Genomic DNA, 15649 nt, shown 5'->3' on the forward strand with positions numbered 1-15649 from the left:
GACCAGCAGCCACGAAAGAGCTCCCACCACTGCGAGCGCAGCCGCGAACTGAAATGCCGCGTTCCACCCAAAATGCATGGCCAGCCAGGGTGTGAACGATGCCGTGATCGCGCCGCCGATCTGGCATGCCATGTTCATTACGCCCGAGACGACGCCGGAACGCAGTCCGGCAATATCTGCGCTCACCGCCCAATACGAACTCTGGGAGAGATAGAGCGCCCCGGCGCCTCCGGCTAGAAAGAGGCTCGCCGCGCGGGCACTCTCCGCGTGCGAACCCACGACCAGAAACACGGCAGTCAAGCAGAGGGAGAACACAGCTATTCCCGAGCGACCGAGCCGGGATCCGTAGCGGCGTGTCACGGCATCGCTGATGGCCCCGCCGCCGATGCAACAGATGGTCATTCCAATGAAGGGAAGGATCGAGTAGAGCGCGCTCGATTTCAAGTTCAAACCCCGCACCTGGGCCAGGTAGATGAAGAACCAACTGAAGAAGATCCATGCAACATAGCCGAAAGTGAAGTAACTGAGCGAGAGTGCGCCCACGTTGCGATTCAGAAGGACTTCGCGCCAACTCGGCCCATGGTTGGCGCTGCCCAGAGCCGGAGCAACTCGGGTGGCCTGAATCAACTCCATCTCTTCGCGGCCCACCTTCGGATGCTGCTCGGGAACATCTCGCGCGAGAACGTACCATCCCACTCCAACCAGAACGCCCGCCGCGGCGCAGAACCAGAAGGACACCCGCCAGCCGTAGCTGTTCACGATCCAGTTGAGGGCAGGGATGCAGAGGCCGGAGGCGCCCACGCCCGCGAAGATCCACCCGTTGGCGCGTCCGCGTTCCGGCACTGGAATCCATTGCGCGACGAACTGGTTGGAGGCGGGGTAGACGACTGCCTCGCCGGCGCCCAGTGCGAAGCGAATCGCGATCAGCGCGAGTAGTGCATGCGCCAGGCCGGGCGAAGCCATTGTCGTGAGCGCCGTGAACACTCCCCACCACACCACGCCCGCCGCCAGAACACGCCTTGGCCCGAATCGCACCGCGAGCCACCCGCCGACCACCTGAAACGCCGCATATCCCACCAGAAACGCGCTGAATACCCAGCCGAGGCGCACATTGTCCAGGCCCAGCTCACGCTGGATGGCAGGTCCGGCAATGGAAAGGTTGGTGCGGTCAACAAACGCAACGGCACTCAGCAGGAAGAGCCAGAGGACTAGATAATCGCGAACTGGCCGGCGGCGCGCAGGGCCCATTATTATCTCCCGCGGAGATTGTGCAGCAGGATCACTATACAGGCTGCTGAAAGGCTTACCGTGGAGGACGAGTTTCCTGGCATACCTCCCACAGGTATCGTCCGTATTCGCTGTTTGTCAGCTGCTTGGCGAGCTTCTCCAGTGCCTCTGCCGTGATGTAGCCCATGCGGTAGGCGATCTCCTCGGGGCAGGAGATCTTCAGACCCTGCCTCTGCTGAATGGTCTGCACAAACGCTCCGGCGTGAAACAGAGACTCGTGGGTTCCGGTATCCAGCCACGTCATTCCGCGGCCCATCAACTGCACCTGCAGCTTGCCCGCTTCAAGATACCGCCGGTTGAGGTCGGTGATCTCGAGTTCGCCGCGAGCGGATGGCTTCAGGGACGAAGCAATCTTCACCACGTCGTTGTCGTAGAAGTACAGGCCCGTGACCACGAAGTGCGACTTCGGTTGAGGCGGCTTCTCCTCAAGACTCACAGGGCGGCCGGATGCATCGAATTCGATCACCCCGTACCGTTCCGGATCGTGGACCCGATAGGCGAAGATGAGGGCCCCCTCGACAAGCTTCGCAGCCGCGCGCAATGTGCGCGAGAGCGCCTCTCCATAGAAGAACGTGTCGCCCAGCACGAGCGCGCAAGCATCCGCTCCGATGAACTCGCTCCCAATAAGAAACGCCTGGGGCACGCCCTCGGGGTTGGGCTGTCCGGCATAGCTGAAGTTCAGGCCCCATTGGTTTCCGCAGCCCAGCAACTCCTTATATAGCGGCATGTCATGCGGCGTGGAAACAATGAGAATGTCGCGGATCCCGGCCAGCATCAAGGCGCTGAGCGGGTAATAGATCATTGGCTTGTCGTAGAGGGGCAGCAGTTGTTTCGACACCACATGGGTCAACGGATACAGTCGCGTGCCGGTGCCGCCGGCCAGAATGATGCCCTTCATCGCGATATCCTCTCGTCGTAATTCTGTCGGATCCAGTCACGATAGGCGCCCGTTCGCACACGGTCCACCCACGGGGCGTGGTTCAGGTACCATTCCACCGTGCTCCGCAGCCCGTCTTCGAATCGGACGGAAGGCTGCCATCCCAGCCTCGCAATCTTCCGTGCGTCCATGGCGTACCGCCGGTCATGCCCGGGGCGATCAGGCACGAAGGTGATCAATCGGTCGTGCGCCCCGACTGGATCCGGTCGCAACTCATCCAGAATCAGACATATCATCCTTACGATCTCGAGATTGGTGCGTTCGCTATTGCCGCCGATGTTGTAAGTCTCACCGAGCTGGCCCTTCGCCAGCACAGTTCGAATCGCGGCGCAGTGATCGCTCACAAACAGCCAGTCCCGCACGTTGCCGCCGTCGCCGTATATCGGCAGAGGCGTGCCGGCGAGAGCATTCAGAATCATCAGCGGGATCAGCTTCTCCGGAAACTGAAACGGCCCGTAATTGTTCGAGCAATTCGTCGTGAGTGTGGGCAGACCGTAGGTGTGGAACCACGCCCGCACTAGATGATCTGCGGCGGCCTTCGAGGCTGCGTAGGGACTATTGGGCGCGAATGCCTGTTCCTCTACAAATGGCGGATCGTCCGGACTCAGTGAACCGTATACCTCATCCGTAGATACATGCAGGAACCGGAATGTGCTGCGTTCCGGTTCCCGCAGTGAGGACCAGTATTGCCGCGCCTGCTCCAGCAGAGTGAAGGTCCCGCATACGTTCGTCCGGATAAAAGTGTCTGGCTCTGCGATCGACCGATCTACGTGGGTTTCGGCCGCGAAATGGACGATTGCTTGCGGACGGTGCTCGCGGAAAAGAAGGGAGACAAGTGCCGCATCCGCTATGTCTCCGTGGACCAGGGTGTGCTGTGGGCTGCCTGTCAGAGAGACGAGATTTTCAGGGTTGCCGGCGTAGGTCTCAAGGTCGAGGTTGACGATCGTACCCCCCCTCTCAACCCACTGCAGAACGAAATTCGTTCCGATGAAGCCGGCGCCGCCGGTAACGAGAATGCATGAACGTGCGGTCATGAGGCGGCCTGGAACCCTCGTTGAGACGGCTGGTGCTTTGCTCGAAGCTGCTTGCTGCAGGCCCACCGAGCGCAGCCCTGCAGAGACACAACACTCGCCGTTTTCTCGATGCAGTCTAGCACGGCTGAACGAGAGGCCCACCCTGGGAGGTAGTCTGCGGTTCTTTCGGCGGATAAACCCCTCAGCCAATGAAGAAAGCGTAAAATATGAGAGCCACAACCTTCGAGAACAGCGTGGCGACGGATTCGGCATCGCGCAGGGCCTGTTGCGTTTACGGAAGATGCTGACTTCTGCGCGTTGGAGAGCACTGCAAGATGTTCGACATTCACTATCACCTCATCTTTGGCGTAGATGACGGCCCCAGGACCATTGAAGCTTCTCTCGAGCTTGCAGAGGCCTCTATCGCAGAAGGCGTGACGCATGTAGTCGCCACACCGCACGCGTCGTATAAGTTCCCTTACCAGGCGGAGTTGAATCGCGAGCGGCTGGCGCAGTTACGCGAGCGGCTCTCCGGCAGGCTCACTCTGGGGCTGGGGTGCGACTTCCATCTTTCCTACGAAAACCTCGAGGTCCTGGAGAAGAACCCCCGTCAGTTCACTGTCAACGGCAGCAACTATCTGCTGGTGGAGTTTCCGGACTACGTGAACATACCCATGTTTGCCGAGGTGTTCTTCCGCATTATGAGCCTGGGGCTCACTCCCATCATCACCCACCCTGAACGCAATCCCACACTGCTGCAATCCCCCAACCCCATCATTGACTGGGTTCACAGCGGATGCTTGATCCAGCTGACTGCTGCATCGCTCACAGGGCGGTTCGGTACCCGATCCGAAACCCTCACGCGGCTTCTGCTGAAGGGGAACTACGCGCACGTGATCGCCAGCGACGCGCATAACATTACGGGGCGGGCCCCCGCGATGAGCGAGGCTTTCCATGCGCTCAAGCGGGATTTTGGACAGGAGGCAGCCGAGCGGCTGTGCATCCATAATCCGGCCGCCATCTTCGCGGGCGACTCGATGCCCACACAGCCCGAGCCAACGGGGCCTCTGTACGAACGCGCTCCGATAAAGAAGAAGAGCTTTCTGCGGCGCATCTTCGGGTGAGCGGGGGTTTTCGCTCTCGACAGTGCACAGACTACTGGATGGGTGGAATCGGCTTGGGTTGAGGACGCGGCGGATCGGGAATCGTTTTCTGCTTCGAATGTCTTGGTTCGGTCACAGGCTGCGAGGGCGGCTCGGCTGCGGGCGAGGAAGGTTCGGTTGCCGGCTTCGCGGAAGTGTCGGTTGCAGGTTTCGGCGGGCCAGGTTCGGTTGCGGGCTTCGCGGGTTCGCTGGGGCTGACGGCCTGCGTCTGGGTCGAACTGGGGACCAACTCCCCGGGGCGCATCGGCTTAGCGGACAGGAATATCTCCTTTACCAGCGCCTGCCGATCGAAGACGATCCTCCAGTCCTGCAGCAGGTGATCCGGGCCGAGCACGCTGAACCGCATCTCGCGGACTTTTTTATCATCCCCCACTTCGAGCGTGGGGGTGATCTCTTCCGGAGCAGTAACGCTTTTTGAGGTCGGTTCGGCGCCTGCCAGCGCAGCATAGCAGAACGCCAGGTTTTTCCACTCGTTGTCCGGTGTGGGAGGCGAGGCCAATGATTTGGTTGAAATCACCTCGTTCATCAGTTGCCGCTGTGACGGCGATGAACCGAAGACATGAAATGCCGGCGCCCCGTGATAGAGCACCGGAATGATGCGCACGTGAAGCTTCTGGTCAACCTCCGCATCGCGAGGTACCGCTGCCGTGAAGAGAGAAACCGAACCATCCGGGCTGATCTTCAGGTAATGCATGATCAGGTGCCGGGGAGCCTCCGGACAGACCACCTGGTTGCGAATCCAGGATCCCGAAAGGATGTCGTACCCGTTGAGCTCGGCAGCGGAGGCGATCGCCTCGTGCTTTCCGGCAAGCACTTCCGCATCCTCGGCGGACATCTGGCCTGCGGAGATCACGTGCACCTTCGGGGTTGACGCATCCTGTGGTTCCCTCGCCGCGTTCCCCTCTGCGTGCGCCAGGAACGCTGCCAGCATGCAAATGGCCATGGTCACGCCCGAGATCGGCTTGTGCATAATCCTCATTTCCGGCGAACCGGCCTGTTTTCAATCCCTGCGCGGCGGATACCAGGTCAATTTGACCGCAGTGGTTGTGTCGCTCTGCGCGCCAGTCTTGTAGATGGGCGCCTTCCAATTCTCGTACTGCACAAGACCTTCAATTTGGAACTGCTTGGCAAACCATTTGCGCACGGTGAACGCGTACTCGTTCTGGGTGGTGCCCCCCGGCAGGAACTGCGGGGAAGCCTTGGCGCGGCGGTAGGCCACACCTACCTCATCCTTTGGCGAAAAATGGTAGGCCATCCAGGCCTGCCCACCTTTGCCTGTTCGTCCAATGGGGTCGCCCATCAAGTATCCCTCGTTAGTCGGGCCCTGCCGTTGGACGGCCTCCCAATAGAAGAACTGGCCATTGGTCTGCCGCGCCCCGGCTGCGCTGGAATCGGTGGTGGCGCCCTCCAGGCGTAGATCCAGCTTTTGCAGCCCCGGAAAACGCGAAAGATAGATGCCCGGGTGGTACGCGGCGCGGCGCGGCGCATCCACCGGACTTACATCGTCATGCACAAAGGAGTCCGTGTAAAGTGTGAGCCAGTGGCGCATGAACGGCAGCCGCCAATTGAAGTCAAACGCCGCAAACCGCGCTCCGGGGTCGTTTCTGGAGAACTTCTCCGCGCGCGAAACGTTCGCTACGCTGAAGAAGCTCTTGAGGAAGCTGTGCAGCGTGATCGGGACGTGACCCTCGCCGCCCCAGATCACAAGCCGGGAGAATCCAAACTCTATGTTGCCCGTAGGCTTGAAGCTGATTTTTTCTACGTGGGCCCAGGGCGCATTAGGATCCGTGTGGCCCTTCAGGCTGCCTACATAGAACAGGTACCGGAATGGGCCAGTAATCCTGGAGAGCCCCGGGATGCGGAGTGGTTCGACGCGGTCGATCTGGAAGTTGTACATACCTTGCGCATTGTTGCTGATCAGCAGGGCGCCGCCGCGATCCGGCGCCAGCCAGTGCTCCATCTTTCCAAACGAAATTTCGTGATTCAGCAATTCGTACGAGACATACCCCTGCATGAGGCGAGCATTGTTCTGGGACAGGATCTGCTCTTCCGGCAGCGTTTCCTGTTGCGGGCTCTTGGTCAGGTCGATCATATCCGTCGTGTTCGAGAGGTAGCTCCTCAGATCGGGCGAATACCCAGAAGCGCTGGGGGAGTGTTGATATTCGCCGCGGAAGTACACTGAAAACCTGCCCGCCTCGGCTCGCGCCGCCATACCGCCATAAAAATTGAAGCCATTCTCGTAAGGGCGGCCATAGTCGTTTACGATGCTCTGGCCCAGATGGTAACTGTCCCGCAGAGGAGTGCCTGAGATCCCTCTCCCCTCTACGTAAACGCTCTCCATCACTCCGTCGGGATGCAGGAAGGTCGTAGGGTTATCCACGTCGGGCTGCACTTCCTTGCGGGCTGCCAGAAACAGTTCCCGTGCCTCGTCGTCTGAACTGTTTTGAATAGCGTCAGCGCTCTCCTCCAGCATGTGGGCAATGCTCAGCCGCGTCCACGGCCGCAACCCGAGGAAGGCCGTGTCGATGTATCCCATGCCGTGCAGCCGGTCCAGCGCGCTATAGATCCAGTGGTCGAGGGGAACGTAAGTCGAGCCCTGTGCGCTCGTGATCATCGCCGGCGCGGCGGTGTGCGGGGAACCGGACCAGCCTGGCGCGAAGGATTGAGCCATTCCTGCAAACGATGCTGAGCACAGAGCCATGAGTGCGGCATACCGATGACAGCTTTTCACTAACATACCTCAGCGACTCAAATTTACTTGGATATAGAAACGGTGGTACGTGAATCTAGCCTGAACTGCGGCCCTCCTGATGTCAAGGTCATCAGACGTTGTAATCAGTCGTTTACGCCCAGCCCCATGCCATGCGCGTGAAGATCCCTGGCAAGGCATCCTGGTATTCAACTCCCGCAGACTGAACCCTGGCATCTGACTGGGCATCGCGATCTCGACAGCCAGATTTTCCTGTGCTCTGAAACGATCGCCAGGGCACCAGGCCCCCCCGGCCTGTTTCTCAGGCCCACAGGCGTTTCTTGTCGTGGACAAACCCGCGCCCGTTCGGGAGCTGAAGATCCGTAGTTTAGCTCGTTACCAAAGTCATGCTGCCTCTGGCCTCACTCCGATCGCTCAACTGTTCCGAGCGACCGATTTAACTGGGGAATTGCTGCACTCCAAGGCTGAGGCGGAGCGAAGCGAAAAAGCCGACTCTCGAGTCTATTTTGTAACTAAGGTAATTGGACCTGTGTTTCGGCTCTCGAGTTCTTCACGAAATTTATGCTTGCCAAATTCGGTCCGGTGAGCAATCCTAAAGAAGCATTTCTGATGTATTTGTTCGATTAGATCTTGCTCTGGACCGGGTCATCAGGTGCCTTGGACCGTCACCGCATACGAATTGGTTGGTGGGTAACGGGATTCGTGTCGGTATAGAGGCTGCGCCAGGAACCCGAATCAAAGCGCACCCACAGACCCGCAGGGATATTCTTCCTAAACGATTCAGGGGGGCCTGTCAGGCGGGAAGTACTGTCCTTATCGGGATAAGCTTCATATTGGAGAGTCAATGGCATCACCGGATGTTTTGCGACAAACCATATCTAAAACATCCTCTTCTGAACGACCTCGAGAAGTCGGGTCGCACTCTGCTGGGGCGGGGTTGTCGAAGGTCGGGATGTTGTGGGATGGTGTGACGGTTGTGGCGGCCACTGTGCTCGCAACCGTGTTCGAATTACACATCGGGCTGATTCCAGGCGCGAGACATTTCTGGAAAGGCACACTGTTTCCAGGCGGCTCATTTGGACTTCTGATGACGCTTTTGTGCGGGTTCATTCTGGCGCTGCTGTTCATCAGCCACCGCCTGAACCTGTACCGTCCCCATGCCCTCCATAACTTTCTGCATGAACAGCGCCTCGCCGTGCAGGCCTGCATCACCGCAGGTCTGATTCTTACCGGCGCTCTCTATCTCCTGCACGCCGCGCAGATTCCGCGCTCCATTGTGCTCATCACCATCGCCCTGGTCACCGCGTGCGTGAGCGTTCGCCGCATGCTTTTCCGATTGCTGCAGCACCGGCGCTTTGAGCGCGGCGTCGACATCCGTAACCTCCTTATCGTCGGGACCGGTCCGGAAGCGCAGGCTCTCCGTCGGCACGTCGACACGGTCCGCCACCTTGGCTATGCCTTCAAGGGTTTTATTGAGGTGCCCGGGACAGGGTTCCGGCAGAACCCTGTGGGCGAAATCGTCGGCGATCTCGATTCGCTGTTCGACCATGCCCGCAAGCACTTTGTGGATGAGATATTCTTCACCATCGCCCTGGAGCGCACTGACATGCAGGAGGTTCTGCTCAAGGCGCGGGAGACCGGGATCGATGTTCGCGTCCTGCCTCACACTTTTGGCGGTCTAGCATTGAACTGCCCCATCGAGTACGTCGGCCAGTTCCCGACGATTCCGCTGCATCGTGGCGATCTGCCTGAAATGGCGCTCATGCTGAAGCGCGGGCTCGACGTAATTCTCTCGTCGATGGTTCTTCTGGCGCTTTCTCCGGTTCTCCTGACCATAGCGGTTCTCATCAAGTTTGGATCGCCGGGGCCCATCTTCTACCGCTCCGATCGCATCGGCAAGAAGGGCCGCGTTTTCAAGTGCATCAAATTTCGAACGATGGTGGCAGACGCCGATCGCCAGCGCGCCGAAATCATGCACCTGAATGAGCGCGACGGAGTGCTGTTCAAGGTCACCAACGATCCCCGGATCACTCACCTGGGTCGCATCCTGCGTAAGTATTCGCTGGATGAACTGCCCCAATTCCTCAACGTGCTCAAGGGTGATATGAGCATCGTAGGTCCCCGTCCACCGATCGGCAGCGAGGTACGCCAGTACAAGCTGGATCACCTGCGTCGCCTGGACGTGATGCCCGGCATCACCGGACTTTGGCAGGTGTACGCCCGCCAAGATCCCTCATTCGACAGCTACATCTCTCTGGACCTGGCGTACGTCGAGAACTGGAACATCTGGCTCGATCTGAAGATTATCCTTCGGACCATCACGGTGGTGTTCGCGGGAACCGGCTCTTAATAGAATCATGGCAAGCCCAGAGGCCCGATTCCGTCCGGCGAATCGGGCCTTTGCTTTCTTGGTGCCACAACGCGCGAGCTCTTAGCCGGCGGGGAGGGACCGAAGAGCCAGATCAGCTCCCGGCAACGCGCATGCAGCGCTCGTCGTCGACTGTTTATTGTGAGCCGCGCACCTGTGGATCTCGGCCCTGGGGGGCACCGCTACACTGGAAGCAATGACGGGTAATTTGTTTGATAGCGGTGCGGCGAAGCCGGGCTCCGCCGAATGGCTGACAGCCCACTGTGACGGCGGATCGCGGGGAAATCCCGGGCCGGCGGGATATGGCGCAGTCATTGAGGACGGTCGCGGTCAGGTGGTGGCGCGGCTGAGCGAGTTTCTGGGAATCCAGACCAACAACTATGCCGAGTACAAGGGGCTGCTTTCCGTTCTGGGCTGGGCTGTGCAGCATGGCCATCGGAAGCTCAGGGTGGTGTCGGACTCAGAGCTGATGGTGAAGCAGATGAAAGGCCAGTACAAGGTGGCCAGCCCCGGATTGCGGCCGCTGTGGGAAGAGGCCAAAGCGCTGGCGCGCAAGCTGGACGGCTTCGAGATGTCGCATACGCTCCGCGGCGGAAACAAGGAAGCCGACAAGCTGGCCAACGACGCCATGGACCGCGGCATGGGTAAAGACAAGAACCTGGGATCAGGGAGCGCGGATCCAGGAGGGCGCGCGAATGCGGGCGGCCCTGCCGGGTTGAGAGCTGATGCGTACGCCAGGCCGCCCAGGGCTCCCCAGCCAGCTCAGAATGTCCCCAAGCCGCCGCGGCAGGTCATCGAGGGCTATGTGAAGGACGGCGTGGTTCACCTCCTCGAAGGCGAACTGCCCGACGGTATCTTCGTGAAGGTGGTTCGCGAGTAGATCCGGCCTTTCTTGATTCTCAGCCGCCATGAGCGTTCCGACCGTAAAGGGGCCACAGCAGAGAGAACTCTGTTGCTGCAGCTTAGTTGGCACCTGAGAAACGGCGGGTCGTCTGAACTCGGCTTACGCCGTTCCTTCTGCGTTTCCAGGCCGGAGCCACTGTCCTCAACTGCTCTCAGGTCGCGGACGCGCGGACTGAAGGACACGACCCTGATGTTTACGTCATAGAATCTTCGGCCTTTAGACGTGAGTAAAAAGCACTCACATTTTATGCATCCTACGTGCTATAGTTCCCATCAGATGGAGTGCAAGGCTGAGAGTGGGTCCCCCGGGTGGGCGACCTACTCAGCCGCAAATTCGAAATCGAAAAGCAATCTGGAGGAACACAGACATGGCAATCACTCGTTGGGATCCTTTCCGTGAAGTCGTCGCTCTGCAGAGCCGCATGAACTCGCTCTTCCGCGAGATGAACGAGAGCGAGAGCCCCCTGACGACTGCCAGCTTTGTGCCGGCTGTCGACATCTATGAGGACAACAAGAAAGTCGTTCTCAAGCTGGAGGTTCCGGGCATTGAAGAGAAGGACCTGGACATTCGCGTGGAGAACAACACGCTCACTGTGAAGGGTGAGCGCAAGTTCGAGAAGGAAGAGAAGGAAGAGAACTTCCATCGTATTGAGCGCCGCTATGGGAGCTTCTTCCGCTCCTTCACGCTGCCCTCCACGGTGGACAGCGAGCACATCGGCGCCACCTACAATGCCGGGGTGCTGAAGCTGGAGCTGTTGAAGAAGCCCGAAGCCCAGCCCAAGCAGATCAAGGTGAACGTCGGCGGTGCGCAGAAGGCCGAAGAGCCGGAGCTGGTGGGCGCGCGGTAAAGGAACCAGTGGTCAGGGATCAGTGGTCAGCGGTCAGTTCGGAGCCAAAGCCTGGACTGGCAACTGACCATTGCTTTGTGGATTCAAAGCAATCGGCTCATACTGACCACGCACTCACTTCGAGTCATCGTGACAGCGGACGTGGGCGGCAAGAAATGCCGGAGAACTTAAAGCTGATCACTGACAACGGGAGTTTTTATGGCAATTCGTTGGGATAAATTGACGGTCAGGTCGCAGCAGGCAGTGGCGCAGGCGCAGCAGAGGGCAGCCGAACTGGGCAACCCGGAGATGCAGCCTGTGCACCTGCTGCTGGCGCTGGTCGAAGATCGCGAAGGCGTTATTCCCGCGGTGCTGGGCAAGATTGGTGTTCCCATCGAGCGGCTGGAGAGCGATCTTCACTCCATCGAGGAAAACCTGCCCCGTGTTTCGGGTGCTGCCGCGCAGCCGGGCCTCAGCCAGGCGCTCAACAAGGCGTTCGACCAGGCCTTCAAGGAGGCGGAAAACTTCAAGGACGAGTACTTGTCCACTGAACACCTGCTTCTGGGCATCGCAAGCCAGAAAAGCGATGCGGCAGCGCAGGCGCTCACTTTGCTGGGCGGAACGCATGATGCCATCCTCAAGGCGCTGACCGCGGTGCGCGGATCACAGCGGGTGACGGATCAGAATCCGGAGAACAAATTTCAGGCTCTCGAGAAGTACGCCAAGGACCTGACCGAGCTGGCCCGGCGTGGCAAGCTGGACCCGGTGATCGGGCGCGACGAAGAAATCCGCCGGGTGATTCAGGTGCTGAGCCGCCGGACCAAAAACAACCCTGTGCTGATCGGCGAGCCGGGAGTGGGCAAGACGGCTATCGTTGAAGGACTGGCGCGGCGCATTGCGTCGGGCGACGTGCCGGAGATCCTCAAGGACAAGAGGGTCATCTCGCTCGATCTCGGATCGATGCTGGCGGGGGCCAAGTATCGCGGCGAGTTTGAAGACCGGCTCAAGGCCGTGCTGCGCGAGATTGAGGAGTCGAACGGGCAGGTCATTCTGTTCATCGACGAACTGCACACGCTGGTGGGTGCGGGCGCCGCCGAAGGCGCTATCGACGCCAGCAATATGCTGAAGCCCCCGTTGGCGCGCGGCGAGCTCCGGGCGATTGGCGCAACCACGCTGAATGAATATCGCAAGTACATCGAGAAGGACGCGGCCCTGGAGCGGCGTTTCCAGATCGTCTTCGTCGGCGAGCCCAACGTGGAGGACACCATTGCCATTCTCCGCGGCCTGAAGGAGCGATACGAGGCGCACCACAATGTGCGCATCAAGGATTCGGCGATCGTGTCGGCAGCGACTTTGTCGCATCGTTACATTTCGGACCGCTTCCTTCCCGACAAGGCCATCGACCTGGTAGACGAGGCCGCGGCTTCGCTGGCCATTCAGATTGGCAGCGTCCCGACGGAGATCGACCAGCTTGAGCGCCAGGCCACTTCGCTCGAGATTGAGCGCGCGGCGTTGAAGCGGGAGACCGACCCGAACAGCCTGGGGCGCATGGAGACCGTGGAACGCGAGCTCGCCGCGCTGCGGGAGGAGATTACCGCGCTGCGGGCCCGGTGGACGCAGGAGCGCGACGCCATCACGCGGATCAGTGAGGTGAAGAAACAGATTGAGGCACTCAAGTTCGAGGCGGAGGAGAACACCCGCCGCGGACAGCTCGATCGCGCCGCGCAGATCCAATACGGCGACCTGCCGCGGCTGGAGCGCGAGCTGCAGCAGCTGAACGCGACCCAGGACAGCGTGAATGCGGGCGGGACCGAGCGCATGCTGAAAGAAGAAGTGGATGAAGAAGATATCGCCAAGATTGTGAGCAAGTGGACGGGCATTCCAGTGAGCCGCATGCTTGAGGGCGAGGTCAAGAAGCTGGTCAAGATGGAAGAGCGGCTGCGGGAGCGTGTGGTTGGGCAGGAACCGGCGCTGACGGTGGTTGCGAATGCCATCCGTCGTTCGCGCGCCGGGCTGAGCGATCCAAAACGACCGATCGGCTCATTCATTTTCCTGGGGCCGACGGGCGTGGGAAAGACCGAGACGGCGCGGGCGCTGGCGGAGTTTCTGTTCGATGATGAGCAGGCCATGATCCGCATCGACATGAGCGAGTACATGGAGAAGCACGCGGTGGCGCGATTGATCGGCGCGCCTCCGGGGTACATTGGCTACGACGAGGGCGGGCAGTTGACAGAAGCTGTGCGCCGGCGGCCATACTCGGTGATTCTGCTGGACGAGGTGGAGAAGGCCCATCCGGACGTATTCAACGTGCTGCTGCAGGTGATGGACGACGGGCGGCTCACCGATTCGAAAGGTCGTACGGTGGACTTCAAGAACACGGTGTTGATCATGACGTCGAATCTGGGCGCGGCGCTGCTGACGCCGGAGACACTGAAGTCCGACCTTGATTTCGACATGGCTCGTGAGAGCGTGATGCGGGTACTCCGGGAGCACTTCCGGCCGGAGTTCCTCAACCGCGTGGATGACCAAGTGATCTTCCGCCCGCTGGGTCACGCGCAGATGGACCAGATCCTGGACCTCAGGATCGAGGAACTGCAGAAGCTGCTCGCAGATCGGCAGATTTCGCTGGAGCTGACGCAACCGGCGCGGCAACTGATCCTCGCCTCCGGGTGGGATCCGGTGTACGGCGCGCGGCCGCTGAAGAGGGCGTTACAGCGGATGGTGCAGGACCCGCTGGCGATGAAGATCCTGGACGGCGAGATACTGCACGGCATGCACGTACGTATCGACGTGGATCGGCACTCGAACCAGTTGCATTTCGAGTCCATGGGCCGTGGAGCTATGGCGTAAGCACCTGCGGTGCGGCCGACCGCGGCTTGGTCGCCACGTGTGTGCCACATTAGGACTGCATCAACGGCCCCGGAGGGATTTCTTCGGGGCTTTCTTTTTGTCTAGCGGATTCTGTTGCTGCGCTGGGTCCGGCATGGCTAGACTGGTCGGCATGAGATCTCTGCTTTCCCGCACACGCATATGGATCGCCGTATTACCGTTCCTCGTTGTAGCGACATGCCTGCCGGCGCAGGATTGGGCGAAGGCGCGGCTTGAGAAGTCGCCGCGGCATCGCGAGTACGTCACGCTCAAGCACGACAACCGCAGCGTTCAGGCGCTGGTGGTGTATCCCGAGGTGAAGGAGAAGGCGACGGTCGTTGTTCTGATTCACGAGATTTTCGGCTTGAGCGATTGGGCAAAGGAGATGGCAGATGAACTGGCCGGCGAAGGGTTCATTGTTATCGCTCCGGACCTGCTGAGCGGGGCGGGCCCAAACGGCGGCGGGTCGAGTTCTTTCCCTGATCAGGATGCGACCGTGAAGGCTGTGTCGGGGCTGAATCCCGACGCTGTGATGGCTGATCTGGATGCGGCAGCGGATTATGGCAAAAAGCTGCCGGCCGCGAACGGCAAAATCGCGGTCGCGGGGTTTTGCTGGGGCGGATCGAAGTCGTTTGCATTTGCGACGCACCGCAAGGATCTGAGCGCGGCATTTGTGTTCTATGGGACGGGGCCGGCGGATGTCACGACGATTACGGCGCCGGTGTATGGGTTTTATGCGGGCAACGACGCGCGCGTCGGGGCGACGGTTCCCGGTACGACGGATGCGATGAAGAAGGCCGGGAAGTCGTACGATCCGGTGACATATGAGGGTGCGGGCCACGGGTTCATGCGCGCGGGCGAGGATCCGGGAGACAAGAATCCCGCTAATAAGACGGCGCGGGATCAGGCGCTCGACCGGCTGGTGAAGCTGCTGAAGGAGATGAAGACGGCGAGCGCGGCTACGGCTGGCGAGCCGAAGCAAACAGCGCGGAAGGCGGACGCGCCGGCTTGCCACGATGCGGCCTCAAGCATGTAAGCGGATTGGATGAACGAAGGGCCGCGGCGAGGCGCGGCCCTTTTGGTTGTGCGCCCAGCATGGGCGCACTCTTACGGGTGTAAGTCCCGTCGCGAGTTGGTCACAGCGAGTGAAGTGAAGCGCAACTGCATGAGGGCGACCGAGTGTGGGGAGGAAGCGTGGATCGAAGCTGCGGGCCGATGAACAAGAACCGGATAGAAGGCGTTGCCGAACAGGGCGAGCGGGCCAATGGCCGCGAAGCTCTTGTGACCAAGGTTCGGCGGCGTAGATCCGGCGGTCGTGCAGTGAAGGAGTGCGTTCTTACCTGGGGAGATCTCGCCTCATGCCTGAAAGGGCAACGGTGCAAATCGGAGCGAGAAGTCAGCCGAGGCCGTAGTAGCCCGTCGCGAGGCGAGTGAAGGGCCGAACGAGAAGGAGTGATTCTTGGGAAGGTGATGTGTTGGAAATGGCATCAGATGGCCGCATTGGCGGAACGGTCCGGAAGGGGCGAGGTGAAGCCAAGTCTGTTCCGGGCAGTGATGAAGACCGACGCCCGCG

The 15649-nt window shown here is 60.2% G+C and carries 11 protein-coding genes; 6 read left to right on the plus strand and 5 right to left on the minus strand.

Annotated features, from left to right (window positions below; genetic code table 11):
• The 3 genes from VGL22_RS18260 to rfbB all read right to left on the minus strand — a co-directional run.
• The coding region (locus VGL22_RS18260) for an MFS transporter (RefSeq protein WP_465268384.1) at positions 1-1248 on the minus strand (1248 nt) is incomplete at its 3' end.
• 55 nt (positions 1249-1303) lie between these two features.
• Entirely contained in the window at positions 1304-2185 is an 882-nt protein-coding gene (gene rfbA, locus VGL22_RS18265; protein ID WP_465268385.1) for a glucose-1-phosphate thymidylyltransferase RfbA, read from the minus strand.
• On the minus strand, positions 2182-3258 hold the full coding sequence (gene rfbB / locus VGL22_RS18270; protein ID WP_465268386.1) for a dTDP-glucose 4,6-dehydratase: 1077 nt from the start codon (positions 3256-3258) through the stop codon (positions 2182-2184). Before rfbB ends, rfbA begins: the two co-directional genes overlap by 4 nt.
• A gap of 314 nt (positions 3259-3572) precedes the next feature.
• Here rfbB and VGL22_RS18275 point away from each other — a divergent pair, with 314 nt between their 5' ends.
• Positions 3573-4361 carry a tyrosine-protein phosphatase gene (locus VGL22_RS18275; RefSeq protein ID WP_465268387.1) on the plus strand — a complete coding sequence of 263 codons (789 nt, stop codon included), beginning with the start codon at positions 3573-3575 and terminating at the stop codon, positions 4359-4361.
• 31 nt (positions 4362-4392) lie between these two features.
• Here the strand turns inward: VGL22_RS18275 and VGL22_RS18280 are convergent, their stop codons facing one another.
• Together VGL22_RS18280 and VGL22_RS18285 are read right to left on the minus strand one after the other, a co-directional pair.
• Complete coding sequence (locus VGL22_RS18280) at positions 4393-5370, minus strand: hypothetical protein (protein ID WP_465268388.1); 978 nt, start codon at positions 5368-5370, stop codon at positions 4393-4395.
• 30 nt (positions 5371-5400) lie between these two features.
• Entirely contained in the window at positions 5401-7071 is a 1671-nt protein-coding gene (locus VGL22_RS18285; protein ID WP_465268389.1) for a capsule assembly Wzi family protein, read from the minus strand.
• A gap of 991 nt (positions 7072-8062) precedes the next feature.
• Between VGL22_RS18285 and VGL22_RS18290 the strand changes: the two genes are divergently transcribed.
• From VGL22_RS18290 to VGL22_RS18310, 5 genes are all read left to right on the plus strand, one after another.
• Positions 8063-9460, plus strand: coding sequence for a sugar transferase (locus tag VGL22_RS18290; RefSeq protein ID WP_465268390.1), 1398 nt, complete (start codon positions 8063-8065; stop codon positions 9458-9460).
• Between the two features lie 214 nt (positions 9461-9674).
• Positions 9675-10358, plus strand: coding sequence for a ribonuclease HI family protein (locus VGL22_RS18295; protein ID WP_465268391.1), 684 nt, complete (start codon positions 9675-9677; stop codon positions 10356-10358).
• Between the two features lie 391 nt (positions 10359-10749).
• On the plus strand, positions 10750-11229 hold the full coding sequence (locus VGL22_RS18300; RefSeq protein WP_465268392.1) for an Hsp20/alpha crystallin family protein: 480 nt from the start codon (positions 10750-10752) through the stop codon (positions 11227-11229).
• 198 nt (positions 11230-11427) lie between these two features.
• Positions 11428-14058, plus strand: coding sequence for an ATP-dependent chaperone ClpB (gene clpB, locus VGL22_RS18305; RefSeq protein ID WP_465268393.1), 2631 nt, complete (start codon positions 11428-11430; stop codon positions 14056-14058).
• Positions 14059-14209: 151 nt separating this feature from the next.
• A complete protein-coding gene (locus VGL22_RS18310; protein ID WP_465268394.1) occupies positions 14210-15112 on the plus strand; it encodes a dienelactone hydrolase family protein in 903 nt (300 codons plus the stop codon).
• The last annotated feature ends 537 nt before the right edge of the window (positions 15113-15649 follow it).

It is taken from the genome of Occallatibacter sp. (genome assembly GCF_036502485.1).
Lineage (GTDB): Bacteria > Acidobacteriota > Terriglobia > Terriglobales > Acidobacteriaceae > Telmatobacter.

Coding starts and splice junctions, on each gene's coding strand:
- rfbA (WP_465268385.1), bottom strand. CDS start 2,185: ATGAAGGGCATCATTCTGGCCGGCGGCACCGGCACGCGACTGTATCCG.
- rfbB (WP_465268386.1), bottom strand. CDS start 3,258: ATGACCGCACGTTCATGCATTCTCGTTACCGGCGGCGCCGGCTTCATC.
- VGL22_RS18275 (WP_465268387.1), top strand. CDS start 3,573: ATGTTCGACATTCACTATCACCTCATCTTTGGCGTAGATGACGGCCCC.
- VGL22_RS18280 (WP_465268388.1), bottom strand. CDS start 5,370: ATGCACAAGCCGATCTCGGGCGTGACCATGGCCATTTGCATGCTGGCA.
- VGL22_RS18285 (WP_465268389.1), bottom strand. CDS start 7,071: ATGGCTCAATCCTTCGCGCCAGGCTGGTCCGGTTCCCCGCACACCGCC.
- VGL22_RS18290 (WP_465268390.1), top strand. CDS start 8,063: ATGTTGTGGGATGGTGTGACGGTTGTGGCGGCCACTGTGCTCGCAACC.
- VGL22_RS18295 (WP_465268391.1), top strand. CDS start 9,675: ATGACGGGTAATTTGTTTGATAGCGGTGCGGCGAAGCCGGGCTCCGCC.
- VGL22_RS18300 (WP_465268392.1), top strand. CDS start 10,750: ATGGCAATCACTCGTTGGGATCCTTTCCGTGAAGTCGTCGCTCTGCAG.
- clpB (WP_465268393.1), top strand. CDS start 11,428: ATGGCAATTCGTTGGGATAAATTGACGGTCAGGTCGCAGCAGGCAGTG.
- VGL22_RS18310 (WP_465268394.1), top strand. CDS start 14,210: ATGAGATCTCTGCTTTCCCGCACACGCATATGGATCGCCGTATTACCG.